The organism is Streptomyces massasporeus, from assembly GCF_014648995.1.
Taxonomy (GTDB): domain Bacteria; phylum Actinomycetota; class Actinomycetes; order Streptomycetales; family Streptomycetaceae; genus Streptomyces; species Streptomyces massasporeus.
In genome coordinates this window covers 71,264-97,286 of sequence record NZ_BMSE01000016.1, presented here as the reverse complement: position 1 = coordinate 97,286, position 26,023 = coordinate 71,264, and the positions used below count along the sequence as shown (strand labels likewise).

At 70.6% G+C, this 26,023-nt stretch carries 19 protein-coding genes; 5 read left to right on the top strand and 14 right to left on the bottom strand.

Annotated elements, in window-relative coordinates:
* Nucleotides 1-44 precede the first annotated feature (44 nt).
* Nucleotides 45-275, top strand: a complete 231-nt coding sequence (locus IE153_RS29525) for a DUF7455 domain-containing protein (RefSeq protein ID WP_031103326.1) — start codon at nt 45-47, stop codon at nt 273-275.
* 178 nt (nt 276-453) lie between these two features.
* On the opposite strand, the gene IE153_RS29520 is transcribed toward IE153_RS29525, so the two are convergent.
* The 7 genes from IE153_RS29520 to IE153_RS29490 form a co-directional block, all read right to left on the bottom strand.
* Nucleotides 454-1,302, bottom strand: coding sequence for a S1 family peptidase (locus IE153_RS29520; RefSeq protein WP_189592835.1), 849 nt, complete (start codon nt 1,300-1,302; stop codon nt 454-456).
* A gap of 137 nt (nt 1,303-1,439) precedes the next feature.
* A complete protein-coding gene (locus tag IE153_RS29515; protein ID WP_031103324.1) occupies nt 1,440-2,981 on the bottom strand; it encodes an RNA polymerase sigma factor in 1,542 nt (513 codons plus the stop codon).
* A gap of 426 nt (nt 2,982-3,407) precedes the next feature.
* Nucleotides 3,408-4,295, bottom strand: coding sequence for a FadR/GntR family transcriptional regulator (locus IE153_RS29510; protein WP_189592834.1), 888 nt, complete (start codon nt 4,293-4,295; stop codon nt 3,408-3,410).
* A gap of 161 nt (nt 4,296-4,456) precedes the next feature.
* A complete protein-coding gene (locus tag IE153_RS29505) occupies nt 4,457-6,718 on the bottom strand; it encodes an ABC transporter ATP-binding protein (protein WP_189592833.1) in 2,262 nt (753 codons plus the stop codon).
* A 146-nt stretch (nt 6,719-6,864) separates the two neighbouring features.
* Entirely contained in the window at nt 6,865-7,623 is a 759-nt protein-coding gene (locus IE153_RS29500) for an NUDIX hydrolase (protein WP_142158764.1), read from the bottom strand.
* Nucleotides 7,624-7,752: 129 nt separating this feature from the next.
* Nucleotides 7,753-9,669: a glycogen debranching N-terminal domain-containing protein gene (locus tag IE153_RS29495; RefSeq protein ID WP_189592912.1), complete on the bottom strand. Its 1,917-nt coding sequence runs from the start codon at nt 9,667-9,669 to the stop codon at nt 7,753-7,755.
* A 622-nt stretch (nt 9,670-10,291) separates the two neighbouring features.
* Nucleotides 10,292-12,157 (bottom strand): DUF4192 family protein, encoded by a 1,866-nt coding sequence (locus IE153_RS29490; RefSeq protein WP_189592832.1) that lies wholly within the window; start codon nt 12,155-12,157, stop codon nt 10,292-10,294.
* 142 nt (nt 12,158-12,299) lie between these two features.
* On the opposite strand from IE153_RS29490, the gene IE153_RS29485 reads away from it, so the two are divergent.
* Entirely contained in the window at nt 12,300-14,465 is a 2,166-nt protein-coding gene (locus IE153_RS29485; RefSeq protein ID WP_189592831.1) for a RecQ family ATP-dependent DNA helicase, read from the top strand.
* Between the two features lie 311 nt (nt 14,466-14,776).
* On the top strand, nt 14,777-15,388 hold the full coding sequence (locus tag IE153_RS29480; protein WP_189592830.1) for a hypothetical protein: 612 nt from the start codon (nt 14,777-14,779) through the stop codon (nt 15,386-15,388).
* A gap of 279 nt (nt 15,389-15,667) precedes the next feature.
* Here the strand turns inward: IE153_RS29480 and IE153_RS29475 are convergent, their stop codons facing one another.
* The 3 genes from IE153_RS29475 to IE153_RS29465 form a co-directional block, all read right to left on the bottom strand.
* The gene (locus IE153_RS29475; RefSeq protein WP_189592829.1) at nt 15,668-16,297 is read right to left on the bottom strand and encodes a hypothetical protein; all 630 of its coding nucleotides are present in this window, start codon (nt 16,295-16,297) and stop codon (nt 15,668-15,670) included.
* Between the two features lie 68 nt (nt 16,298-16,365).
* Entirely contained in the window at nt 16,366-17,067 is a 702-nt protein-coding gene (gene rnhB, locus IE153_RS29470) for a ribonuclease HII (RefSeq protein ID WP_030845438.1), read from the bottom strand.
* 149 nt (nt 17,068-17,216) lie between these two features.
* Nucleotides 17,217-17,837, bottom strand: a complete 621-nt coding sequence (locus tag IE153_RS29465; protein ID WP_189592828.1) for a TetR/AcrR family transcriptional regulator — start codon at nt 17,835-17,837, stop codon at nt 17,217-17,219.
* 186 nt (nt 17,838-18,023) lie between these two features.
* On the opposite strand from IE153_RS29465, the gene IE153_RS29460 reads away from it, so the two are divergent.
* A complete protein-coding gene (locus tag IE153_RS29460) occupies nt 18,024-19,571 on the top strand; it encodes an MFS transporter (RefSeq protein ID WP_189592827.1) in 1,548 nt (515 codons plus the stop codon).
* A 356-nt stretch (nt 19,572-19,927) separates the two neighbouring features.
* Here IE153_RS29460 and IE153_RS29455 read toward each other — a convergent pair whose 3' ends face one another.
* The 3 genes from IE153_RS29455 to IE153_RS29445 form a co-directional block, all read right to left on the bottom strand.
* Nucleotides 19,928-20,833 carry an ADP-ribosylglycohydrolase family protein gene (locus tag IE153_RS29455; protein ID WP_031107592.1) on the bottom strand — a complete coding sequence of 302 codons (906 nt, stop codon included), beginning with the start codon at nt 20,831-20,833 and terminating at the stop codon, nt 19,928-19,930.
* Nucleotides 20,834-20,845: 12 nt separating this feature from the next.
* Nucleotides 20,846-21,505: a histidine phosphatase family protein gene (locus IE153_RS29450; RefSeq protein WP_189592826.1), complete on the bottom strand. Its 660-nt coding sequence runs from the start codon at nt 21,503-21,505 to the stop codon at nt 20,846-20,848.
* 192 nt (nt 21,506-21,697) lie between these two features.
* The gene (locus tag IE153_RS29445; RefSeq protein ID WP_189592825.1) at nt 21,698-22,303 is read right to left on the bottom strand and encodes a YdbC family protein; all 606 of its coding nucleotides are present in this window, start codon (nt 22,301-22,303) and stop codon (nt 21,698-21,700) included.
* 154 nt (nt 22,304-22,457) lie between these two features.
* Here IE153_RS29445 and IE153_RS29440 point away from each other — a divergent pair, with 154 nt between their 5' ends.
* Nucleotides 22,458-22,991 carry a TerD family protein gene (locus IE153_RS29440; protein WP_189592824.1) on the top strand — a complete coding sequence of 178 codons (534 nt, stop codon included), beginning with the start codon at nt 22,458-22,460 and terminating at the stop codon, nt 22,989-22,991.
* Nucleotides 22,992-23,074: 83 nt separating this feature from the next.
* On the opposite strand, the gene IE153_RS29435 is transcribed toward IE153_RS29440, so the two are convergent.
* Complete coding sequence (locus IE153_RS29435; protein WP_189592823.1) at nt 23,075-25,966, bottom strand: vitamin B12-dependent ribonucleotide reductase; 2,892 nt, start codon at nt 25,964-25,966, stop codon at nt 23,075-23,077.
* Nucleotides 25,967-26,023 lie beyond the last annotated feature (57 nt).

Here is a 26,023-nt window from a genome sequence, read left to right as displayed (position 1 = left end):
GTTGACCCTGGTACGACAGCTCGTCGAGCTAGAGAAGAGGCGACGTGACTACTGTTCTGACCCCCGCGAGCCCCCTGACGGCCGCTGATCGCTGCGACCGCTGCGGCGCCCAGGCGTACCTGCGCGTCGTCCTGCTCAGCGGCGGAGAACTGCTCTTCTGCGCCCACCATGGCCGCAAGTTCGAGCCGGAACTCAAGAAGATCGCCGCTGAGATACAGGACGAGACGGAGCGGCTCACGTCTGCTCCCGCGAACGCCTCCGAAGAAGAGCGCTGAGACCTCGCGTCCGACGACGAGCCAGCCCGGCACAGGCCGGTGGACGGGCGGCTGCCCCTGGTGACCAGGGGCAGCCGCCCGCCCTCGTCTCCAGCCGGTTCAGGCGCCCAGCCGATGCAGGGCTCCGCCGGACGCCTCACACGCCGCCCGAGGCCCGTGCCCATGGCTCCACCGGGCCTCACGCACCGCCCGAAGCCCGTGCCCAGCCGAGTGTCCGCATGATGTCGGACACCCTCATGTAGACCCCGGGGTTGCCGGCCCGGCCACAGCCGATCCCCCAGGACACGAGCCCGATCAGGCGCCCCTGGGCCACCAGCGGCCCTCCGCTGTCCCCCTGACAGGCGTCGCGGCCCCCCTCGGCCTCCCCGGCGCACAACATGCTCGTGGCGTCGTAGGTGCCGTCCGAGCCGCCCGGGTAGGCCTCCTCGCACATCGCGTCGGGGAGCACACGCACGCGCGCCGCCCGCAGGCTGTCGGGGTACTCGCCGGCACCCGAGGTGTCGCCCCACCCGTACACCGTGGCGATCTCGCCCGCCGTGTACGCGGGATCACCATCGGCCGCCATGCCGATGACCGGGTCGCCCTGAAGCGGTTCGGCCAGAGTGAGCACGGCGAAGTCCCCGGCATTGCTGACACCGTCATAGGCCGGGTTCACCCACGTGCGGCGCACGATGACCTCCTGGCCGCCGCTGCCTGAGAGCAGGTCTGTGCGGCCGGCTATGACCTTGAGGTCACGTACACGCCCGGGCGGCCCGCCCAGGACGTCCTCGTCCAGGCAGTGGGCCGCGGTGAGCACGGTCGAGCGGCCGACCGCCACGCCTCCGCAGAACTGGCCTGCGCGCGTACCCCCGAATCGGTCACGGCTGGACAGGGCCACCGTCCACGGGCTCTGGGACGCCTCGACGGGAAAACCACCTATGACCACACTGTCGGCGGCCACAGGGGCACTGGAGCCCATTACCAGGGCCGGTACCGCGACCGCCAGGACCAGTGGCGGGACCAGAGATCGTGCCAGACGACGACGCATACGCACTCCTCACTCCGTGGTGTCCGTGGGACACCCAGAGTGATTCACCCCGTGAAACCCCGCACCCGCGGCAAGGCAGCATCACGAAGGCCCGGTCCCCCTCGGGGAACCGGGCCTTCCGTGTCGTACGACCTCGCTCAGTCGAGGTAGTCGCGCAGCACCTGCGAACGCGACGGGTGGCGCAGCTTCGACATGGTCTTGGACTCGATCTGGCGGATCCGCTCGCGCGTGACGCCGTAGACCTTGCCGATCTCGTCGAGGGTCTTCGGCTGACCGTCGGTGAGGCCGAAGCGCATCGAGACGACGCCCGCCTCGCGCTCGGACAGGGTGTCCAGGACGGAGTGCAGCTGCTCCTGCAGGAGCGTGAAGCTGACCGCGTCGGCCGGAACGACAGCCTCGGAGTCCTCGATGAGGTCACCGAACTCGCTGTCGCCGTCCTCGCCCAGCGGAGTGTGCAGCGAGATGGGCTCGCGGCCGTACTTCTGGACCTCGATGACCTTCTCGGGGGTCATGTCGAGTTCCTTGGCCAGCTCCTCCGGGGTGGGCTCGCGGCCCAGGTCCTGGAGCATCTGCCGCTGCACGCGCGCGAGCTTGTTGATGACCTCGACCATGTGCACCGGGATACGGATGGTGCGGGCCTGGTCGGCCATGGCGCGGGTGATCGCCTGACGGATCCACCAGGTGGCGTACGTGGAGAACTTGTAGCCCTTGGTGTAGTCGAACTTCTCGACCGCGCGGATCAGACCGAGGTTGCCCTCCTGGATCAGGTCCAGGAACAACATGCCGCGACCGGTGTAACGCTTGGCCAGGGAGACCACCAGACGGAGGTTGGCCTCCAGGAGGTGGTTCTTGGCGCGGCGGCCGTCCTCGGCGATGATCTCCAGCTCGCGCTTGAGCTTCGGGGCCAGCTTGTCGGCGTTCGCCAGCTTGTCCTCGGCGAACAGACCCGCCTCGATGCGCTTGGCGAGCTCGACCTCCTGCTCGGCGTTGAGCAGGGGGACCTTGCCGATCTGCTTGAGGTAGTCCTTGACCGGGTCGGCGGTGGCTCCGGCGGCGGCGACCTGCTGGGCAGGCGCGTCGTCCTCGTCCTCGTCGGAGAGCACGAAGCCCGCGTTCTCGGTGGTGCCCTCGGGCTCCTCACCGGCCTTGCCGGGGGCTGCCTCCTCGAGCACCTCCTCCTCGATGATCTCGGCGTCGTCCTTCTTGGCGCCGGTCTTCTTGGCCGCCGTCTTCTTGGCGACGGTCTTCTTCGCTGCGGCCTTCTTGGCGGTCGTCTTCTTGGCAGCCGCCTTCTTGGCGGGTGCCTCCTCCTCGGCGGCGGGCTCCGCGGCGGGCGCCGCCGGCGTGGCGGTGGCAGTCGCCTTCCGGGTGGTCACCGCCTTGGCCGCGACCGTCTTGGTGGCGGTGCGCTTGGCGGGACTCTTCGCTGCGACGCTCTTTCGGGTGCGCTTGGGCTCTGCGGCACTGACCATCAGCGTCACACCCTCTTCCTCGAGGATCTGGTTGAGGCTGCGCAGTACGTTCTTCCACTGAGTGGCCGGAATCTGGTCAGCTTCGAAGGCCCGACGCACGTCATCGCCGGCGATCTGCCCCTCAGCCTTTCCCCGCTCAATGAGCGCCATGACAGAGACGGACTCGGCGATCTCCGGCGGGAGCGTACGGGATGTGCTGGCCGACACGAACAACCTCTCGGAACGTTGGAAAACGGCTTCCGGCCCCGTCCACAGTGGACAGGAGCCGACCGCCGGCTTGGAGATGGGCCGACGGCGCGGGCGGGGGCCGGGAAGATGCACAGCGCCGTGAACGACGTCCGTATTCCCTCCGCGGCTGTCACCTCTTAGGTCATCGCGTTCTTCCCGCGAGCGTTACGCCCAATCTGCGTGGCCCGAGTCACACCCCGTAAGCGAACAAAAACGGTCAGACACTGACAGAGGAGGTCACATACGGTACCGACCCGGCCGCCCTGCCGGGCCCCGGCCCCTTCGCGCCGTCGGACCCCGCAGGATCCCAAGGATCCCACGGGGTCCGACGGGAGGCGGATCACCGATCAGGCATTGCCACAGGAGGGGGGTGGCACACCCGGCCGCGCCGCCCGCGGAACGCGGTCAGTGCTCGCGCGGGGCGGGCACGACCCGTTCCACCTCGGGGTGGACCGTGAGGAGTTGGCGCATGGCCGCCTCGGCTGCCGTTCCGTCGCCGGCGGCGAGGGCGTCGCAGATGCGGCCGTGATGCCCCAGGGACGCCTCGTTCGGCCGGTCACAGCCCGTGACCGGGCTGCCGGAGACCTGAAGGGCCGCGGACACGATCCCGGAGAGGTGCTCCAGCATGCGGTTGCCCGCGACCTGGATGAGCAGCGAGTGGAACTCGGAGTCGGCGCGGGAGAAGGTGAGCGCATCACCCTGGGCCATCGCGTGCCCCATGATCTCGACCATGTCCGCGAGGCGCTGCTGGACGTCCTCGCGCCCGTGCCCGGCGGCGAGGCGGGCGGCGAGCGGCTCGATCGTCCATCGCAGCTCGCTCAGCTCGCGGCGCTGATCGTCGCGCTGCGGCCCGAAGGCCCGCCACTCGATGATGTCCGGGTCGAGGAGATTCCAGTCGCTGACGGGACGCACGCGCGTGCCGACGTTCGGACGGGCGCTCACCAGACCCTTGGCCTCCAGGACGCGGAGCGACTCGCGGACGACGGTGCGGGAGACCTCGAAGCGCTGGCCGATCTCCTCGGGCACCAGAGGGCGGTCCGCACCCAGATCGCCGGACACGATCATCTGACCCAGCTGTTGGACGAGTTGGCCGTGCAGCCCGCGTCCGCGGCTGCCCGCGGCGCGACGGCCCACGCGGCCCAGCTCGGGGTCCCCGCCGTCCCAGGCAGGGATCCCGACACGGTCGACGGCGGGCGCCTCGGCGTACGGGTAGCGGTCGAGTTCGCCCGGGCTCGCGAGGCCGGAGTCAGCGGAGCGGGCGGCGGTCATCATGGTGTGCGCAAGGGTACTCACGCATCCTTTGTCGGCGCCGTCTCCAACTCCCTTGAGGTCTTTGGTGAAAAGCACACGAAAGGGTGATCGCTCACCCCGTCGCAATTGACGCCTTATCGGAAAGAAATGGGCGTTCTGCGGGGAGTTGTGCGCATGGCCGGACTAAGGGTTACGGACAGTCGTCACCGGAACCTGCTGCGCAGAGTGGTGAGCAGATACGCGCAGAGCAGCGCGGTCAGCGACAACGTCAGTGCTCCGCCCACGGGTTGGGAGACCACCTTGAGCGCGGCCTCCAGGTAGCGCTCGCCCCCGAAGGGCCATCGCGGCAGAAGGGCCTCCCGCAGCCGCACGGGGAGTCCGGCCGCCGTTCGCACGGATGGTCCGTTCACGAGCTGGTGCACGACAGGCACGACGAGGAGGGGGACGGCGCCCACGGCGGCGAGTCCGGCCGTGGTGGACCGGAATACGCCTGCGGCCAATACGCCGGCCCAGGCGCAGCCGACCACGAGCCCGATCCAACTGGCACCCAGTGGGAGCCAGTCGACGGGAACCTGGGCGAGCTCCCGTCCGTAGACGAGATAGAGCACTTCGGCATCGCAGCCGACAGTGAGGACGGCCAGTACCAGCGCGGTGGCCGAGGAGACGAGCAGTTTGGCGGCCAGCAGCCCCAGTCGGCGGGGCACGGTGCCGCGGTCCGCCGCCAGGGCGGGGTGGCGGAACTCGTCGCCGAAGGCCAGCGCGCCGAGCAGTCCCGCGCCGAGCGCCGCGGGCGGCAGGGGAAGCTCCTGCGGCCATGCGGCCAGCAGGCGCGGCTGCGGGGTGTGACCGATGCGTGCGAGCACGACGGCGATCACGGCGGACACGGCGAGCGTGACGGCCCCGGTCAGGAACCCGGTGCCGATCCCGGTGGCGCGGCGGATCTCGTAGCGGAGAGGACGGAGGGGGCTGGGGGCGGGGCGGACGGAGATGGGGGGCGGCAGAGGAGGCAGTGCGTCGAGTGTGCGGGCACGGGCGGCGCGCGGCACCCTGTGCGACGAGGGCGCGGTCGCCGCCGGTGAACCGTCGCCCGGGTGATCGGCCGAGGAGGCGCCCAGGAGCTGATCCGGCTCGGCATCGGGCAGCTGCGGTTGCCCGAAGGACAGCGTCGGCGTGTTCGTGACCGGCTTCGGTGCATCCGGGTGGGATTCCGGCGCGGGTGTGGGCGGCGGCTCGGCCGTGGGGGCTGTCGGATCTCCTGTGGAGGGAGAAGGCTCGTCCGTGGCCGACTCCAGCGCGTCTGGGAGGGACGCAGGCTCAGGCGTGGGGCGTGACTCGGTCGTGTGGGCCGTGGGGTCCGGCGTGGACGGTCTCGAAGGGTCGAGAGGGGATGCCTGTTCTCCGAGCCGGGGCGCGAGGACTGTCCGGTGTGCATCAGTGACGCGGTCTGACTCATCAAGACCTCGGTCATCGGTCGCGTCAGTGATGCGTCCTGACTCCACCAGATCCCGGTCATGCGACGCGTCAGTGATGCGCCCTGCCTCGACGCGACTTCGCTCAGGCACTCCGTCTGCCTGAGCACCCCCCGCACCGGGCCCCATGTCACCTACCTCGTCGGCGAGTTGGTGAACGACGATGCCGTGGCGGAACGCGATCTCGCCGATGTCCGCGCACGTACCGCCGTACACCGAAAGGCGATTGCCGCCCTCGCGGACGACTTCGACGGAGCGCTGCGAGGTGCGGGCCTGCTTGGCCAGGAGAACCGCCAGACGGGCCGCGTGCGGGCTGCGTACGGCGACTCGCGGGCGGAGGCGGGTGCGCGAGAACTCCGCGGCCTCCTGGTCGGCCACGATCCTGCCCTGCTCCAGGGTGACGATCCGGTCGGCCGTGCGCGCGGCTCCCTTCGGGTCGGACGTGGTGAAGAGAACCGTGCCGCCCTGGGCGGCGTGGGCACGCAACATGCCGTGCAGCCAGGTGCCCTCACGCGTGGAGAGCCCGTCGGCCGGGTCGTCGAGGACGAGGGTGTGCGGATCGGCCAGGAGGACACAGGCCAGGCCGAGGCGCCGGTCCATGCCACGGGAGAGGGTGCCGAGGCGTTCCTCGCGCAGGCTCACGAGCCCGACGGCCTCCAGGACTTCGTCAGCACGCCGGACCGGGACGCCCGCGGCGGCACACAGCATGCGCAGATGACCCCGGACCGTGCGGGCGGGATGCCCGGGCACGTCGCCCAGCAGCACACCGACCTCGCGCGAGGGATGGGCGATGCGATGCAGGGGGCGGCCACGGAAGTGGGTGATGCCGCGCCCCTGTTGCAGTTCGAGCATCAGTCTGAGGACCGTCGTCTTGCCGGCGCCCGGCGCTCCGAGCAGTACGGTGATGCGGCCCGCCCGCGCCTCGAAGGAGACGTCGTCGGCTGCGGGCGGACGCTCTTTGCGCGGGTTGCTGGTCAGTCCGAAGGCCTGGATCACTCGCAGCAAGATAGCGCGCTATATCCGGTTTTTCGGGCACCCCGAGGTCCGCCTCGGGCAGGACCGTCACCCGCGACCGGACTGCGTGCGGGTCGCGTTCCGGGCCCGGCGGGGCCCGCGGCAGGCGCGCATGGCAGGCCCGCCGGTCACACCTCGGGGCGCAGCATCGGGGGGTTGAGCAGCGTCGCGCCACCGGCGCGGAAGAGCTGGGCCGGGCGTCCGCCCTGTCGGGTTGTCGTCCCACCGGTGGGTACGAGGAAGCCGGGAGTGCCCGTGACCTTGCGGTGGAAGTTGCGCGGGTCGAGCGCCACGCCCCACACCGCCTCGTAGACACGGCGCAGTTCCCCGACGGTGAACTCGGGCGGGCAGAAAGCGGTGGCCAGCGACGAGTACTCGATCTTGGATCTGGCGCGCTCCACTCCGTCCGCGAGGATCTGCGCGTGGTCGAAGGCGAGTGGCGCCACCGGCTCGGCGTCCCGCCCGTAGCCGCCCTGCTGCAACAGCTCCTCGACCGGGGCCCAGCGCGCGTTGCTGGCGTCTCCGCCGGCCCGGGGCGCGGGCAGGTCGGGGGCGAGGGCGAGGTGGGCGACGCTGACGACCCGCATCCTGGGGTCCCGCTTGGGGTCTCCGTAGGTGGCGAGCTGCTCAAGATGTGCGCCGTTGTCCTGAGCCGGGACGGACGGGTCGTGGACGCTCAGTCCGGTCTCCTCGGCCAGCTCCCGAGCCGCGGCCTGCGCCAAGTCCTCGTCGGCCCGTACGAAGCCGCCGGGCAGCGCCCAACGTCCCTGGAACGGCGGTTCGCCCCTGCGTACCGCCAGCGCACACAGAGCATGACGGCGCACGGTCAGTACGACCAGGTCCACGGTGACGGCGAAGGGCGGGAACGCTGACGGGTCGTAGGGCATGCGGCGATCATAGTCGTCTGCCTGACGATAAACACTCCCTTCTTCGGTCCCTCCCCTTACTGATCCACTTCGGTCGGGTTTGGACTCCACTGCCTGGCACCTGGTCCTGAATTTGTACGTCGCCGCACGTCAAACCCCCAGTTGCAGTCCGTCGGCCGCCTCCTCGACCATGGCGAGGCCCAGGCGGCTCACCCTCACGGAGAACGGGGCGCCCGCTACGCGCAGCCCCGTGAAGCCGATCTCCCCGAGGGGTGCGCCACGCATGGGGCGCAGGGTGACCGTCCCGGCCGGGGCGTCGGGGCGGATGCCGGCGAGGGTGGTCAGAAGCAGCACTCCGGCGGCTGCCGCTGTGGCCGCGGGGCGGCAGGCCGCCGGGTGCGGGAGCGGAGCACTTCCTGCGGTGCGCTGCGCCCCCGCGTACATCTCGGGCAGCCGGTGGGCGAAGGTCTCGGCGGCCGCGAGTACGCCGCGCAGCAGCGAGCTTGCTTCTCTCTCGTAGCCGGCGGCGACCAGTCCGGCGACAGCGAGTGCCGACTCCTGGATCCGTACGGCTCCTGCTCGGTGGCCGAACGGATTGAATCCGGGTTCCTTCGCGCCCAGCCCGCGCAGGCCCCACCCGGAGTCCATGAGCGGGCCGCCGAGCAGCCGGGCAAGCTTTTCGGTCCGGACCTTGTCGAGCAGACCGGGTGCCAGTTCGCCCCCGCCCAGCAGGCCGGTGTCGAGGAGGTGCACGGCGGCCGCGCCGAGGTGGGGAACCAGGCTGCCGTCCGGGGCACGGGCTGCCGCGGGTCGGCCGCCCCCGCGGTCCTCCACCCAGAAGTCCCGTGCGAACGCGGTCCGCAAGGCCTGTGCCCATTCCCGGAGTGCCGCTCCCCCCGCCCGGCCACAGGCGTCGAGCAGGTCGGCGCCGAGCAGGGCGGCACGGTGGGCGTGAGCCTGCGTCTCACAGCGGACGCCGCCCGGGTTCGGGTCGCGCAGGTACGTGCCGTCGCCCACGCTGGTGCGCAGCCATGCCAGACAACGCTCGGCGGCGGGCAGCAGCTCTTCCGTCTCCTGGTCGGGGAGACCCCAGCGGCGGGCCTCGGCGAGCAAGGCGGGGAACAGCAGCGTGGCCTCTGTACCGGTGCACTGCGGCGGCAGGTGCGGCCCTGCGTCCCGTCTGGGGCCGGGGATCATTCCGGACTGCGTTCCGGGGCCGGTGAGTTGGGTCCGGGCAAGGATCCGCAGCGTCCCGGCGGCGAGGCCGGTGCCGAGTGGCAGCGCCATCCGGGCGGCGACCAGCGCGTCGGCGGGGGCCAGACCGCAGCGCCAGGGCGCGCCGGCCGCGAGGTGGGTGTCGGCGGGGTTCGCGGAGTCGCGCAGGAGGAGGGCCTGGAGGTCCTCGATGCTCGTCCGCAGCAGGGCTGTGGCTCTCGGGTCGTCGCCCTCCGCACACGCCGCGGCCAGAGGGCTGGTCGCGGCTCGTCCCGCGGCTCGGAGGGGCCCCGCGCCGTCCGGCCTCACCCGCAGCTCCACGGTCCTGCTACCGCCGGGTGGCAGGTCGAGCTCCCAGCGCAGCAGCCCGGCCGAGGCGAGGGCGTCCGAGGGAGGCGGTTCGGCCGTGACGGACGCGTCGCCGGCGGCGCAGGACCAGCGCAGGCCCGAGCCGTGCACGCTGGCGGAGAGTTCGGGGCCCGCGCTCCCGGAGGCGATCGACCCGAGGTCGGCCAGGTCGGTGCCCAGGACGATCTCGACCGGCAGCCGCAGCGGGCGGGGAGCTGCGCTGTGCAGGGTGATCCGCTCGGTGCCGTCCGCGAAGCGGTAGCGCTCCACGATCACGTCCGGGTCCGGGCCCGCCTGCGGTGACGCGCGGAGCGTGCCCACGAACCTGGCGCGGTCGGCCGAGACCATCCGGGCCTGCACTGCGAGGGGTTCTCGTCCGGCGACACGGATCTCGCACCGGGAGAGCACGCGCCGCCCGGCGCGGTAGAACCCCTCCAGCCCACGACCGGTCAGCTGCCCTTCGTCGGTCGAGATGGCCAGACCGGGTAAGGCGACGCAGATCATCGCGGTGTGGGCGGGTGGCAAGTCGGTGGACCAGCGCAGTCCGGGGATCGTGGCACCCCGGGGCGGGGGCGACGACGAATCCCCCGGGGAGGCCGGAGTCCGTCCTTGAGCAGAGGGTGGTGAGAGCGCGCCGTACCCCGGACCCGCACCAGGGCGACGATTCTGGGCCGTCCATCGGAGAGACGATCGGCCCGGGCCCGGTGACGACGGCGAGCGCGAGTCGGGGCCGGTGGGTGCAGAGGCGGTTGCCGTACTACCGGGGAACCTCGGTCCGTAACCGTCGAGCCGTGCCGCCGGTCGCGGAGGGACAACCTGCTCCCCCGCCCCCGGTACTCCGGCCCCGGACGGGCCCAGACCCGAACCGAGGCGTGGCGGGGACCCGCCCTGGGGGCGGCGGTCATCGGCGGCAGCGGGCGGAGTCGGCTGTTGCATAAGGAGGCTTCCTCTGCGCTCAGTGCGCCTCGATCGTGTTCGGCGCCGGGGCCGGAGGGCTCCGGCGGAGCGGGGCAGTGCGGCGTCACGGCCTGTCCAGCCGCTCCGCCACTCAGGTGAACGGTGGGGGCGTCCTTCGAGTCACGCCCGTAGCCCGTCGCCCTGCGCGTCGAGGTCGCCCGGCGATGGCTCACTCCTGGTCGCCCCCGCCGTGACCGGGCGGTGCGGCTTCCTGACCTGTGTCCCGGCAGGGCATGGCCGACTTCTTGGACGGACGCGCGCGCGTACCGGTCGTTCGCACGCTGCCGGACCGCGTAGAGCTCGCCGTTGTGGCACGGCCCGGGCGAGAACCGGTTTCGGTAGCACCGGCAGGGCGCGTGCTGTCCGTCGGCGTGCGCCGCCGGGGAGCCCGAGCTCCCCTGTCACGGTCTTCCATGCCAGTACCTCCGGAGGCTGCGCCGGTGGTGCCGGCAGGGCGGGAACGGCGGCGACGACGCGACGGCACCGCTGCCGGCAAGGGCACTTCGGATGACCCGATCTCGGGCGTGACCACTGATGGTGAGGGCTTGCCGGAGGCCAAGGAATCGGGCGTCACCGCTGCCGGCGAGGACTTGCCGAGGACCCCGGGATCGGGCAGCGGCGCCACTGCGGGTGAGGGCTTACCGAATGGCCCGGAGTCGGACGGCGCCGCTGCCGGCGAACGCCTGTCGTGTGGCTCGGTCTCGGACACCGAGGTCGTCCCGCGTGCAGCGGACTCGTCCCCGGCCGCCCGCGGCTCCAAGAGATCGGCCACCACGCGCCCACGGTCTTCGCGCTCCGATCGCAGGCAGCTTCGGACCGACTCCGGGTCGAGACCTTCATTGCAGGCCTGGTGCAGAAGGCGGGCGAAGAGGTAGTCGGGATCGGCGCCCAGGGCCATGGCCAGGGCTTCTCGGGCCTCCAGTTCGTCGCCGGTGGACCACGCGACCCAGCCGGCCAGGGTGAGCGGCGCGGCAGCATGTTCGCCGTAGGGCCCGACGCAGCGGCGAGCCAGTGTCCTCCAGAGGCGAAGGGCGTGTCCGGCCTCGTCGCCCTCCATCCACTCGGCAGCGCGGTCGCGGGTCGCTCGGTCTTGGAGGCCGAGGATCAGCCGGGCGGCCTCGTCGTGCCCGACCAGTTCGTCGTCGCGGAGATCCGCCAGGAGCACGCCGGAGGCGGGCGGCGCCTCGGCGAGGCGGTCCAGGATCCTCCCGGCCAGTTCCAGCGTCTCGTCGGCCACGGCGACGCGACCCGTGTCGTCCAGGATCTTCGGCACCAGAGCCATGCTGGCGGCGTCCAGGGCGGCCTCCTGCTCGAGTGCCGCGGCGCTCTCCCAGGGGAACAGCCGGGCCCGGAGCTCCCGCAGCGTGCCGCGTACCTGGATACCGGCGTAGGTGGCCGCCGCGGCCAGCACGGAGGTGCCGGGCAGGCCCATGGGGGCTCCCTCAGGGGAGCAGCATGCTGCGTTGTCGCAGCAGTAGGACCAGTAGCGGCCCTCCGAGATACACAGCGCCTCGACCACCACCACGTCCAGGGAACCGCACTCGACACGCAGCCTCTGGGCCAGAGGCCTCAGCCGCTCCATCACCTGCCGGCCGGTCTGTCCCTTCTCCGGTTCCTGGCACAGGAAGGCGACCATCGCCTCGGGCCGGGCCCCTCGGCGCTCGCTTCCCGTCACGAGGCCATGGGACAGCTGCCGGGCTGCGGACGGCCAGTCGTCCGCGTTCGCGGGGATACCGAGCCGGGCCCGGCCGCCGAACCGCCCGCGTCCGTCCCTGTCGTGCAGCGCGACCAGGACGATGCTGTCCTCGGGGCGGTATCCGAGCAGGTACGGCAGGGCGTCTGCCAGTTCGGCAGGGGTGCGCAGGGTGACCTGGTGCTCGTCGCCGTGACTGCCGTACGCGGGGCTGGAGGAGCGCGGTCCGGACGGGTTGCTCCCCTTACTCGCCTCTTCACTGTTCTTGTGCCCGCCCTGGGACGCGGGCCCGGTGATGTCGCCGTTCTCGGAGGATCCGGTCGTTTCGCTGTGGTTCGTCATGCCAAGACGATCTCGCGGAACACAATCCTCCGCTTGAGCCTGTGGATAAGTCCGATCAGGGACACGTCACCCCGAAGCCACTGCGTCCACAGGTTCCGGTGCGCGGCTCCGGATGTCAGTCCCGTCCTGTTGTATGGAACGCATGGAGCACACGAGCAACGCGGAACTCCGGGCGGCGGCCGACGCGGTCCTCGCCCGTCTCGTCGGGGACGTCTCGGGGGAGGCCAGGCTGCGCGAGGACCAGTGGCGGGCGATCGAGGCACTGGTCGCCGACAGACGCCGTGCCCTGGTCGTCCAGCGCACGGGCTGGGGCAAGTCCGCGGTGTACTTCGTGGCGACCTCGCTGCTGCGGGCGCGGGGCAGCGGCCCGACGGTGATCGTGTCGCCGCTCCTCGCGCTCATGCGGAACCAGGTCGAGGCGGCTGCCCGGGCGGGTATCCACGCCCGGACCATCAACTCCTCCAACACCGAGGAGTGGGACGCCGTTCAGGACGAGATCGCCGCGGGCCAGGTGGACGTCCTCCTGGTGAGTCCTGAGCGGCTCAACAACCCGGACTTCCGGGACCAGGTGCTCCCCCGACTCGCGGCCGCCACAGGGCTCCTCGTGGTGGACGAGGCCCACTGCATCTCCGACTGGGGACACGACTTCCGGCCGGACTACCGTCGGCTGCGCACGATGCTCGCCGATCTCCCTCCTGGCGTGCCGGTGCTCGCGACCACCGCCACGGCCAACGCGCGCGTGACGGCCGACGTCGCGGAACAGCTCGGCACCGGCGGCAGCTCGGACGCCCTCGTGCTGCGCGGTCCGCTGGACCGGGACAGCCTGAGCCTGAGCGTGCTGCGGCTGTCGGACGCCGCGCACCGGATGGCCTGGCTCGCCGAACACCTCGACGAACTGCCGGGGTCCGGAATCATCTACACCCTCACCGTGGCGGCCGCCGAAGAGGTCACCGCCTTCCTCCGGCAGCGGGGGCACACGGTCGCGTCGTACACGGGCAAGACGGAGAACGCCGATCGCCAGCAGGCCGAGGAGGATCTGCTCGGCAACAAGGTGAAGGCGCTGGTCGCCACCTCGGCGCTCGGCATGGGCTTCGACAAGCCCGACCTGGGCTTCGTGGTGCACCTGGGCTCGCCCTCCTCCCCCATCGCCTACTACCAGCAGGTGGGCCGCGCCGGGCGCGGTGTGGAGCATGCCGAGGTGCTCCTGCTCCCGGGCAGGGAGGACGAAGCGATCTGGAAGTACTTCGCGTCGCTCGCCTTCCCCTCCGAAGACCTGGTGCGCCGCACGCTCGACATCCTCGGGCACGCGGAGAAGCCCCTGTCGCTCCCCGCCCTGGAGCCACTGGTGGAGCTGCGCCGCTCCCGCCTGGAGACCATGCTCAAGGTCCTCGACGTGGACGGGGCGGTCAAGCGGGTCAAGGGCGGCTGGATCGCGACCGGGCAGCCGTGGACGTACGACTCCGAGCGGTACGCATGGGTGGCACGTCAGCGCGAGGCCGAGCAGCAGGCCATGCGCGCCTACGCGTCGGCGACCGACTGCCGCATGGAGTTCCTGCAGCGCCAGCTGGACGACGAGGCCGCCAAACCGTGCGGACGCTGCGACAATTGCGCCGGTCCGCGCTTCGCCGCCGACACGTCCGAGGAGGCGCTCGACGCCGCGCGCCTGGACCTGGGCCGGGCCGGTGTCGAGGTGGAGCCCCGACGGATGTGGCCCACCGGGCTGCCGGCGATCGGAGTGGACCTCAAGGGACGCATCCCGGCCGGCGAACAGGCCGCGTCGGGGCGCGCGCTGGGGCGCCTGTCGGACATCGGGTGGGGCAACCGGCTGCGGCCCATGCTCGCACCCCAGGCACCCGACGGGCCGGTGCCCGACGACGTGGCCAAGGCGGTGGTGGATGTGCTGGCCGACTGGGCCAAGGGTCCCGGCGGCTGGGCCCCGGGCGCTCCGGAGAGCGGGCCGCGCCCGGCCGGCGTCGTCACCGTCGCCTCGCGCACGCGTCCGCAGCTGATCAACTCCCTTGGGGCGCGCATCGCAGAGATCGGCCGGCTGCCGTTGCTGGGCGCCGTCGAATACACCGACGACGCGTTCCCGGGTTCTCGGAGCAACAGCGCCCAGCGGCTGAAGGCGCTCGACGGGGCTCTGGCCGTGCCACCCGCCCTCGCGTCCGCCCTCACTGGAGCCCAGGGCCCGGTCCTCCTGGTGGACGACTACACAGAGACCGGCTGGACTCTCGCGGTCGCGGCCCGCATGCTCCGACGCTCCGGCGCGCAGGGGGTGTTGCCGCTGGTGCTGGCTGTGCAGGGCTGACGTCGGTACGGGATCCGGAGCGGCCGCCCAGGCACGCCTCTGGACGCCGCACACCCCCATGACGTACGAACGTGTCGTGGTCGAACGCCCCATGGGTGATCCGGCGACACACTCGGTGGGGATATTAGCCGCGCATCATCTGATAACGGTCGGCTGCCTCAATTGCTCGTTGCCGCATTCAAGTTCGACAGGAAGAATTGAAGTCCGCTCCCGCACGGCTCGCCGGCCGCTCCGGTAGGGCTTTGCTGCGGTGCGCGCTCCCAGGAATCCGACCCCGCCCGCAGTGTGGGCGCGTAGCCGAAGGGAGGACCGTGACCTTCGGATTCGCTCCGGCCTCGGCAGCGGCGTCGATGTCCGCCGCTTCCGCCAACCGCTTGCTCGAACCCGCGGAATGGGCCGCCGCCGGGATCCCACTCCTGCGCAACCCCCGTGAGATCGTCAGCGGACTGCACGCCCGGCACCACCCGCAGCCGGCGACGGCTGTCGTCGCCGTACTCGACCCGGACGAGCGGCTGCGAGCGAGCGCCTCGTTCGTGCGCCGTGCGGCCCCTGCCGACGGCTGGATGTTCCGCAACGCGCTGCTCGCACAGCTGCGCCGGGTCATCCCGCACGATCTGCGCCGCCGCACACCGGCGCGCACCGCGATACTGCTCTACTGCCGTGAGGGCGACGCTCGTTGGACGGAGGAGGACGGCGCGTGGATGTGGGGGCTGCGCGACGCGTGCACGCTCCACGGACTGCGCTGCGGGGCGTACATCACGCTGACCCGTGACGGATGGCAGGTCCTGGGCGAGGGCCGCGGCGGACGCCGCCCTCACTCGGCGTCCGCACCGGAGCCGTTCGCCACGTCGGAGGCACCGCCACCCATACCGCGCACCGGCGGCGCCTCCGAGGTACTGCGCCGCGCAGCGGCGGCACGCTGAGTCCCGAACAGACCGTTCCGAACGGAGCCGGGACCGCACTTCGTCACACGGCGCATCACGACTCCGACAACGAGCCGGAAGAGGCCGTCCGGCCCCTGCACCGGACCTGCCGCAAGCACGGCGGTCCGCCACGGCCACAGAAGCGCTTCTCGGGTCGGGCCGGGTCACCACGCGGGCACGGCCCCCGCCCTCGGGCATGGTGAACAACCCGCCGGGCAGCGCCGCGGCAGCGGCACCTGAAGTCACCCCCAACGCCCTGCCGGGCGCTACGGCACAGGCTCAGACACCCGCGCCCAGCACCGAGTTGATCCGCTGCGGGTCACCGCAGACGATCAGCAGGGCACCGGCCCGGGAGTGAGCCAGGGAGAGGGCGCTCACGGCAGCATCCTCGGGACCGCCGTTGACGGCGACCACGGTCACCGGACGCGACGCGGCGCGGGCCGCGATGGTGACGTCCGTGTAGAAGACGTCGTCGCCGGCGTCGTGCTGGGCCCAGTAGGAGGCTTCGCCGAAGGACAGCTCGTGGGCGGCCCACGGGTGCTGCTCCCCGGTCGTGATCACCAGGATGTCGCCGGGGGCACGACCGGAGTCCAGCAGCAGGTCCACGGCCTCTTCGGCGGCGTCGAGCGCCCCCTCCACGGAAGCCGGGATCAGTTGGATCTGCGGGGTGACCGGAGCGGCGGCATCGGCGGCGGGACCCGACGGAGCGGGCTTCGTGGCCACATCGCGCGGACTCCGTTGCACGGGCGGCGCCGGCCGGAGAGGGCCGGGACGACCGGGACGCGACGGAGCCGCGGGACGGGGGCCGGGTACGGGACGGGGGGTCGGCGCGGTACGGCTGCTGGCCGGAGTGGCGCGGGGACCCTGGGCACTCTCGTGAATCTGAGGCTCCTCGGGAATGAGAGGCATGAGTTGATATCTATCAAACGTTGGTACGACCCGCGTCAGCGGGTGGCGCATGCGCGCGAACGAAACCGTCAGAAATCGAAGCCGAGCTGCCCCTCGATCTCCGGAACACTTCCGTCCGCCCAGCTGCGGACCTTCTTGAGGTGCCGCCACTGGGGCAGCGCATCAAGATACGCCCACGACAACCGGTGGTAGGGGGTGGGGCCCCGCTCCGCCAGTGCGGCCTTGTGCACGGGTGATGGGTACCCGGCGTTGTCCGCAAAACCGAAGTCTGCATGGTCGATACCCAGTTCGGCCATCATTTTGTCGCGCTGGACCTTGGCGATCACCGAGGCCGCCGCGACCGCCACGCACGACTGGTCACCCTTGATCACCGTTCGGACCCGCCAGGGCGCACCGAGGTAGTCGTGCTTGCCGTCGAGGATGACCGCGTCGGGACGCACGGGCAGTGCGTCCAGCGCACGCCCCGCAGCGAGCCGCAGCGCGGCCGTCATCCCCAGAGCGTCTATCTCCTCCGGGGAGGCATGACCCAGTGCGTACGACGTCACCCAGGTCCGCAGTTCCTCGGCAAGGGTGGTGCGTCGCTTGATGGTGAGCAGCTTCGAGTCCGTGAGCCCCTCGGGCGGGCGACGCAGTCCGGTGATCGCCGCGCAGACGGTAACGGGCCCGGCCCACGCGCCGCGGCCCACCTCGTCGACACCTGCAACGATCTTCGCTCCGGTCGTGGCTCGAAGGGAGCGCTCGACGGTGTGAGTAGGCGGTTCGTACGGCATGGCGCCCCTAGATTACGCCGCCGGGAACTGCCCGCGACACCCCGGTCCGCCACGGCAGCCTCGTCGCCCTCGAGACCCCCCGCCGAGCATCGGCCGGTCGCCGCGCGGGCCGTCGCTCGACTCCAGCGCAAGCCTCCTCGAGGGCAGCGTCAGACACCGTGCGGCCGCAGCAGTGGAACCATCAACTGGTCGATCATCTCCTCGACTTCACTGTCCTGCCATTCACAGCCGCACATCTTGGAGCGGTACATCATCATGGCCGGTATGGCATCGAAGACATAGCCGTTGGCAGCCTCGGGGCGCACCTCGCCGCGCTTGATCCCGCGGTCGACGACTTCCCGCAACATCTTCATGGTGGGCTCCACGACCCCGTCGAAGATCACGCCATGGAAGCGTTCGGCCTGCGCCGTGTCGCATTCGTGAATCACCGAGCGAAGCGCGAAACCCGGGCGGGAGAACATCGCGTCACGGGCCAGCAGACACAGCACCAAGAGGTCCTCGCGGACGCTCCCTTCATCCGGAGCGGCGTCGAACTGCGGCAGCCCGGCACGCAGGGCGTCGGCGACAAGATCCTCCTTGGACGGCCAACGCCGGTAGACCGCGGCCTTGCCGGTCTGGGCGCCGGCGGCGACACCCTCCATCGTCAGGCCGTTCCAGCCGACGGTGCTGAGTTGGTCGAGGGCGGCGTCGAGGATCGCACGTTCGAGGACCGCGCCGCGGCGGCGGACGGCAGTCTGAGCGGGGGCATCCGCCCAGCTGGGGGTAACCATCTGACTCTCTCCAACGAGCAGAGGAAGCGGAAATTCCGGGGATGAGAGACGCGCCGGACGGCCATACAGGGGGACGTGCCGACCGACGACGTCTAAGTGAACGCTTGCGTTCACTGTCGGGGACTCACTACCGTTGACGCGGCAGTGAACGCCAGCGTTCACTAAAGCACTCGTGGGGGACCCATAGTGACAACCTCTCCATTGCTCCAAGATCACAAGCCAGGCGCGGCACGCCGACAAGGACGCCCCGGCATAGCGCTCGCCGTCATCGCGGCCTGCCAACTCATGGTGGTACTCGACGCGACGATTGTGAACATCGCACTCCCGCACATTCAAGAAGCGCTCGAGTTCAGCACCACCGACCTCACCTGGGTCGTCAGCTCCTACACCCTCACCTTCGGCGGCCTGCTTCTCCTCGGCGGCCGCGCCGGTGACATCCTCGGACGGCGCCGGGTCTTCATGACCGGCATCCTCCTGTTCACCTTGGCCTCGCTGCTCGGCGGGCTGGCCCAGGAACCCTGGCAGTTGCTGGCCGCCCGGGTCCTGCAGGGCGTGGGGGGCGCGATCGCCTCGCCCACCTCGCTGGCGCTCATCACCACCACGTTCCCCGAGGGGCCGGAGCGCAACCGGGCCTTCGGTGTCTTCGCCGCTGTCTCCGCGGGCGGTGGCGCCATCGGCCTGCTCGCGGGCGGCATGCTCACCGAGTGGCTCGACTGGCGCTGGGTGCTCTTCGTGAACGTGCCGATCGGCGTACTGATAGCCGTGCTCACCCCGCTCTACATCAGCGAGTCCGAACGGCACTCGGCCCGCTTCGACATCGCGGGCGCCGTGACCTCGACCGCCGGTATGGCGTCCCTCGTCTACGGCTTCATCCGCGCCGCGGACGAGGGTTGGAAGGACCGCCTCACCATCGGGTCCTTCGCCGCCGCCGTGCTGCTGCTGCTCGCCTTCGGGGTCATCGAATCCCGGGCCAAGGAGCCGATCACCCCGCTGCGGATGTTCGCCGACCGCAACCGCTCGGGCACATACGTGATCATGCTGAGCCTCGCTGCGGCGATGTTCGGCATGTTCTTCTACATCGTGCTGTTCGTGCAGAACGTGCTCGGGTACAGCCCGATCCAGGCGGGGCTCGCCTTCCTGCCCGTGACGGTCGTGATCGCGCTCGGCGCCGGTCTGTCGCAGCGGTTCCTGCCGGTACTGGGCCCCAAGCCCTTCATGCTCGTGGGCTCCGCGCTCGCGATGACCGGGCTGGCCTGGCAGGCACTCATCAGCTCCGACAGCTCGTACGTCGGTGGTGTCCTCGGCCCGATGCTGGTGTTCGGCTTCGGCATGGGGCTGAACTTCGTGACGCTGACGCTCACCGCCGTCTCCGGCGTCGCCCCGCACGAGGCGGGCGCGGCCTCCGGGCTGCTCAACACGACTCAGCAAGTGGGCGGATCGCTGGGCCTGTCCATCCTCACGACCGTCTTCGGCACGGCGACGAAGAACGAGGCCGAGAAGCAGCTTCCGCAGTTCATGGCCGAGGGGACGGCGGAGCAGAAGGCGGAGTTCGCCAGGACCCACCAGCTGCCCGCGCCGTGGGGGCACGAGGTGCTGGCCCACGGGATCTCGACGGCGTTCATCCCGGCCGCCGCGATGGCCGTCCTCGCTTTGGCAACGGCCTGGTTGGTGATCCGGGTCCGCAAGAGCGACCTGGAGGCCCTCTCCGGTTCTGCCGGACCAGGACTCGGCTGACGCAGGAGCACCACGAACCGGCTCCGGAGCCTCACCGAAGGGTGCAGCACAGTCCCGCCGGCGGCTGCCGGGCCGGTTCGTGCTCGGCTGCGGCGGGGCGGGTCGCAGGCGAGGGACGGACCGCGAGACCGGCAGCACGGCTGCCCTCGCGCGACACCCACGACGCGTGACAGCGCCGCACCAGCCGATCAGAACAGCAGGCAGCACCTCCATGACCACCCCCCTCTCCACGAACACGGACGTCCGGCGTGTGCACGCCCCGACAGTGACACAGCGGATGCCGGAACAACGGACGGCCGATCACGGAGAGTTCCCAGGATGTACGGAGAGTTTCCGAACGAGGCGCGAGTCCTGCGTCAGGCCGACGTGGGCACCCAGTCCGGGAGCGGCTCCGTCCGCTCGACCCATTCGGCGGGCGGTGCCCCCGCCTTCCCCGAGGCGATGACGCCGCCGACAATGGCGCACGTGGTGTCGACGTCCCCGCCGACCTGGGCGGTCGTCCAGAACGCCCGCTCGTAATCGCCGAGGCTCCTCGCCGCCGACCAGAGGGCGAAGGGAACGGTGTCGTGGGCGGTCGTCCGCCGCCCGCACCCCAGTACCGCCGCGACCGTGCCCGGGTCGCCGTAGTCGAGCATGTCCCGCGCCCTGCGGAGTCCCGCGCCCACGGCGCTCTTCGGTACCAGGTCGATGACACCGTCGAGGAGGGCTTCGGCTCCGGGCGGCCCCTCGGGGGCGGCGGCGAACGCCGCTGCCGCGGCGACGGCCATGGCCCCGACGACGGCCTCGCGATGCTGATGGGTGGGGTAGGCCGAGATCTCCGCCTGGTGGGTCGCCTGCTCCGGATCGTCCGCGTACCAGGCCCCCAGCGGAGCGATCCGCATCGCCGCGCCGTTGCCCCAGGACCCCTGCCCCTTGAAGAGCGCGGCGGCCAGTTCCCGCCAGTCGCCACCCTCCCGGACGAGCCGCAGCAGACGGTTGACCGCGGGACCGTAGCCCCGGTCGAAGTCGTGGTGCTCGGCGAAGGAGTGCGCCAGGGCGTCCTGGTCGATGCGGTGGTGGGCGGCCAGGACGGCGACGACCGAGCCGGCCATCTCCGTGTCGTCCGTCCACTGCCACGGTCCGGAGGGCACCTCGCGGCGCTTCAGCAGCGGGTAGTTCACCGGCACGAAGTACTGGGAGCCGAGGGCGTCTCCGACGGACAGTCCGCGCAGGCAGGCCAGGGCGCGCTCCAGGCGCACGTCGGGGGAGGAATCAGCGGTCATCGCCCTGCCACTCTATCCGGTGATCCCGTACGGCTCGGGATCTCGCCAACGGTCGAACGGCCGGTCGAGGGTGTACTTGCCGTCGTCCCCCAGAACGAGCATCCGCACCTCGCCGTTCCCCGGGTTCGACAGCGACTCGAACTCCGCGACCGTCCAGTGGAACCACCGCATGCAGAACAGCCGCATCGCCAGGCCGTGGGTGACGATGAGGACGTTCGGCGGGTGGTCGGGGTCCTCGAAGCTGCGGAACAGGCTCTCCAGGAAGCCGCCGACCCGGTCGTAGACGTCGGCGCCGGACTCGCCCTGGGCGAATCGGTAGAAGAAGTGGCCGTACGCGTCCCGGTAGGCCTTCTGGAGGCGGACCTCGTCCCGGTCCTGCCAGTTGCCCCAGTCCTGCTCACGCAGCCGCGGCTCCTCGCGCACTCGTATGAGTCCAGGGTCGAGGTGGAACGCGCGCAGGGTCTCGTGCGTACGCCGGTAGGGGGAGACGTACACGCTGACGTGCTCGTCGCCGAACCGCTCGCGCAGCTGCTCTCCCGTCGCCTCCGCCTGCCGCCGGCCGCGCTCGGTCAGCGCGAGGGCGTGGTCGGGTTCACGCTCGTAGACGGAGTCATCAACATTGCCCGTTGATTCGCCGTGCCGGACAAGGACGATGCGCCGTGGTCGTGCCATGCCAAGACCCTAGATCGGGTGAGGTCCGGTGGAGCACTCCCCCCGCACCCATACGGCGTAGGTCACACGATTCCTGCACCACAGGTCACACCGGTCGCACGCTTGTACGGACGAAATGACTCCGTCCGCGCCCACCCGGCGTCACAGGGCCCGTGTCCGAGCATCCGGAGAAGCGGTCGAGACCGGTCGGAATCAGACCGTCCAGCTCGATTCCATGTCCACGACGTCCCCGGTGAGCGCCGCCACGTCCGCCTCCGTCTGAGCCCTCAGGGCGAGCCGTTCCACACGTTCCGTGCGGTACTTGCCGTGCTCGGCGGCCGAGCGCCACATCGACAGCACCATGAACTCGTTCCCGGGCGCCTCGCCGAACAGCCCGCGCACCATGCCGGGCGAGCCCGCCATCGCCGGGTTCCAGACCTTTTCCTGCATCAGCACGAAGTGCTCGGCCCGCTCCTCGTGGATGCGGCAGAGCGCCACCCGGAGCAGGTCGGCGTCCGTGAAGCGCGGTTCGAAACCGGTCTTCACGTCGAAGCGGTAGTCGAAGAGTCTGACCTGGGCGTCCTTGAACGTGCCCGCCTGGGTCGACGCGAGCCGGTCGTGGGACCGTGCCATGAAGGAGTCGTAGAAGGCGCGGCTCTCCCAGAACGCGAAGATGTGCGCCACATCCGGCCGCCCCCGGCTCCAGCCACCCCCCTGCCCGCGAAACCCCGGCTCCCCCAGAAGCCCCGCCCACTTCCGCTGCCCCCGCTCGAAACCGCGGCGGTCCACCACGGTGCAGCGAATCCACTTGACCAGCACCGCGCCATGGTAAGGCCAGGAAGCGTGGCGTCGGTCACTCTCGGCTGGACCGCTCCTCCACGCCCGCACCCCCTCGCGTGGCAGGATGGACAAACAGTCATGTGCGCCCGGCAGTTGGGGCCGACGGACAGGTCGAACGGGGAAGGGGACTCTGGTGGACGGGCTCAACAAGGGGCTTCGCAAGGTCGAGATCGCTGTGCGGTGGGATCCCAGCCCGGCGGGGCAGCCGTCCACCGATCTGGACCTGGTCGCGGCGACCTATACGGCGGGCGACCCGCACGGCGACGCCGCGTACCTGGTGCACTTCGACAGCCGCTCCCCCGACGGCACCATCACGCTCGACCGGGACAGCAAGGACGGTCAGGGCTTCGGCTACGACGAAGTCATGACGCTGGAGCTCGACCGGCTCGACGCCCGCTACGCCCGCGTGGTGGTGGGTGTCGTCATTCAGCAACGCCCGGCGGAGCGCACCTTCGTCAGCGTGCGCAACCCCGGACTGCGTATCCGCGAGGGGTACACCGTCCTGGCGGAGGGCGACTTCGGTGACGTCCTGGGAGCGACGGCGGCGACGGTCGCGGAGTTCGTGCGGGAAGGCTCCGGCCCATGGGAGTTGCGCTCCGGACTCCGTGGTTTCGAGGGCGACCCGGTGGACTTCACCAGGACGATGGGCGCGGCGCACCGGCCCTGACCTGGTCGCGGACGAGGCGCGTACGACGAGAGGGGCACCGCCCGTAGGCGGTGCCCCTCCGTCATCGGCTCAGGCGTTCGGCGTCAGCTGCAGCCGCTGGTCGAGCCGCAGCCCTCGCAGATGTAGCAGGAACCGGCGCGCTGCATCTTCGTACCGCAGGAGAAGCACAGCGGGGCGTCGGCCTGGATGCCCAGCTGCATCTCCACCAGTTCGGCGCTGGTGTGCGCCTGCTGCGGGGCGGGCTTGACCGCCTCCTCGGCCTTCGGAGCGGCAACGGCCTTCAGCTCCTGGGCGCGCGGTGCCGACTGGGCCAGCCCCTCCACGTCGACCTCGTCGTCGGACGGCTCGTACGACCCGGTCTCGAGGTGACGCTGGCGCTCCTCGGCGGAGTGGATGCCGAGCGCGGAGCGCGTCTCGAAGGGCAGGAAGTCCAGCGCCAGGCGGCGGAAGATGTAGTCGACGATCGACTGCGCCATCCGCACGTCCGGGTCGTCCGTCATGCCGGCCGGCTCGAAGCGCATGTTGGTGAACTTCGAGACGTACGTCTCCAGCGGCACGCCGTACTGGAGACCGACGGAGACGGCGATGGAGAAGGCGTCCATCATGCCAGCGAGGGTCGAGCCCTGCTTGGACATCTTGAGGAAGACCTCACCGAGACCGTCGTCCGGGTAGGAGTTGGCGGTCATGTAGCCCTCGGCACCGCCGACGGTGAAGGACGTGGTGATGCCGGGACGTCCCTTCGGCAGGCGCTTGCGGACCGGGCGGTACTCGACGACCTTCTCGACCGCGGTGCGGATGGTCTCCTCGGTCTTCTCGGTGATCTCCGCCTTCTCCTTCTCCTTGGTCTTGGCGGAGAGGGGCTGACCGACCTTGCAGTTGTCGCGGTAGATCGCGAGCGCCTTGACGCCCAGCTTCCAGGCCTCGAAGTAGATCTCCTCGACCTCCTCGACGGTCGCCGTCTCCGGCATGTTGACCGTCTTGGAGATGGCGCCGGAGATCCACGGCTGGATAGCGGCCATCATGCGGACGTGGCCCATCGGGGAGATGGCCCGCTCGCCCATGGCGCAGTCGAACACCTCGTAGTGCTCGGGCTTGAGGCCGGGGGCGTCGATCACGTTGCCGTTGTCGGCGATGTGGGCGACGATCGCCTCGATCTGCTCTTCCAGGTAGCCCAGGCGGCGCAGGGCCTGCGGCACGGTGCCGTTGACGATCTGCATCGAGCCGCCGCCGACCAGCTTCTTGAACTTGACCAGTGCGAGGTCGGGCTCGACACCGGTGGTGTCGCAGGACATCGCCAGACCGATGGTGCCGGTCGGGGCGAGGACGGACGCCTGAGAGTTACGGAAACCGTTCTTCTCACCGATGCGCAGCACGTCTCCCCAGGCCTCGCTGGCGGCGGCCCACACCGGGGTGTCCAGGTCGTCCATGCGGACGGCCGTGTCGTTGGCGTCCGAGTGCTGCTTCATGACGCGCTTGTGGGCGTCGGCGTTGCGGGCGTAGCCGTCGTACGGGCCGACGACCGAGGCGAGTTCGGCGGAGCGCCGGTACGCCGTGCCCGTCATCAGGGAGGTGATGGCACCGGCGAGGGAGCGGCCGCCGTCGGAGTCGTAGGCGTGACCGGTGGCCATCAGCAGGGCGCCGAGGTTGGCGTAGCCGATGCCGAGCTGGCGGAACGCGCGCGTGTTCTCGCCGATCTTCTGGGTCGGGAAGTCCGCGAAGCAGATCGAGATGTCCATCGCGGTGATGACCAGCTCGACGACCTTCTGGAAGCGCTCGGCCTCGAAGGACTGGTTGCCCTTGCCGTCGTCCTTCAGGAACTTCATCAGGTTCAGCGAGGCCAGGTTGCAGGACGTGTTGTCCAGGTGCATGTACTCGCTGCACGGGTTCGACGCGGTGATCCGGCCGGACTCGGGGCAGGTGTGCCAGGTGTTGATGGTGTCGTCGTACTGGATGCCGGGGTCGGCGCAGGCCCAGGCGGCCTCGGCGATCTTGCGGAAGAGCGACTTGGCGTCGACCTCCTCGATGACCTCACCGGTCATCCGGCCACGCAGCCCGAACTGGCCGCCCTGCTCGACCGCCTTCATGAACTCGTCGTTGACACGGACCGAGTTGTTGGCGTTCTGGTACTGGACGGACGTGATGTCGTCGCCGCCCAGGTCCATGTCGTAGCCCGCGTCGCGCAGGACGCGGATCTTCTCCTCTTCCTTGACCTTGGTCTCGATGAAGTCCTCGATGTCCGGGTGGTCCACATCGAGGACGACCATCTTGGCGGCGCGGCGGGTGGCGCCACCGGACTTGATCGTTCCTGCGGAGGCGTCGGCACCGCGCATGAAGGAGACCGGGCCGGAGGCGTTGCCGCCGGAGGACAGGAGCTCCTTGGAGGAGCGGATCCTGGAGAGGTTCAGGCCTGCGCCGGAGCCGCCCTTGAAGATCATGCCCTCTTCCTTGTACCAGTCGAGGATCGACTCCATGGAGTCGTCGACGGACAGGATGAAGCACGCGGAGACCTGCTGGGGCTGCTTGGTGCCGACGTTGAACCAGACAGGGCTGTTGAAGCTGAAGATCTGATGCAGGAGGGCGTACGCCAGCTCGTGCTCGAAGATCTCGGCGTCGGCGGGCGAGGAGAAGTACTTGTAGTCCTCACCGGCCTTCCGGTACGTCTTCACGATGCGGTCGATCAGCTGCTTGAGGCTGGTCTCGCGCTGCGGGGTGCCCACGGCACCGCGGAAGTACTTGCTGGTGACGATGTTGACCGCGTTCACCGACCAGAAGTCGGGGAACTCGACGCCGCGCTGCTCGAAGTTGACCGAGCCGTCGCGCCAGTTGGTCATGACGACGTCACGGCGCTCCCAGGCCACCTCGTCATAGGGGTGGACCCCAGGGGTGGTGTGGATGCGCTCGATACGCAGGCCCTTGCTCGCCTTGGCGCTCTTGGCGCGGGAACTCCGTGCCGGACCGCTCGCCGTCTCTGTCATGCCGCCTCCCTGTACGGGCGAAAACGCCCTGAAGTGCCCCGTTGTTCCCGTGGCACG

Coding starts and splice junctions, on each gene's coding strand:
- IE153_RS29520 (WP_189592835.1), bottom strand. CDS start 1,302: ATGCGTCGTCGTCTGGCACGATCTCTGGTCCCGCCACTGGTCCTGGCG.
- IE153_RS29500 (WP_142158764.1), bottom strand. CDS start 7,623: ATGCCCTACGACCCGTCAGCGTTCCCGCCCTTCGCCGTCACCGTGGAC.
- IE153_RS29495 (WP_189592912.1), bottom strand. CDS start 9,669: ATGATCTGCGTCGCCTTACCCGGTCTGGCCATCTCGACCGACGAAGGG.
- IE153_RS29490 (WP_189592832.1), bottom strand. CDS start 12,157: ATGACGAACCACAGCGAAACGACCGGATCCTCCGAGAACGGCGACATC.
- IE153_RS29485 (WP_189592831.1), top strand. CDS start 12,300: ATGGAGCACACGAGCAACGCGGAACTCCGGGCGGCGGCCGACGCGGTC.
- IE153_RS29475 (WP_189592829.1), bottom strand. CDS start 16,297: ATGCCTCTCATTCCCGAGGAGCCTCAGATTCACGAGAGTGCCCAGGGT.
- rnhB (WP_030845438.1), bottom strand. CDS start 17,067: ATGCCGTACGAACCGCCTACTCACACCGTCGAGCGCTCCCTTCGAGCC.
- IE153_RS29465 (WP_189592828.1), bottom strand. CDS start 17,837: ATGGTTACCCCCAGCTGGGCGGATGCCCCCGCTCAGACTGCCGTCCGC.
- IE153_RS29455 (WP_031107592.1), bottom strand. CDS start 20,833: ATGACCGCTGATTCCTCCCCCGACGTGCGCCTGGAGCGCGCCCTGGCC.
- IE153_RS29450 (WP_189592826.1), bottom strand. CDS start 21,505: ATGGCACGACCACGGCGCATCGTCCTTGTCCGGCACGGCGAATCAACG.
- IE153_RS29435 (WP_189592823.1), bottom strand. CDS start 25,966: ATGACAGAGACGGCGAGCGGTCCGGCACGGAGTTCCCGCGCCAAGAGC.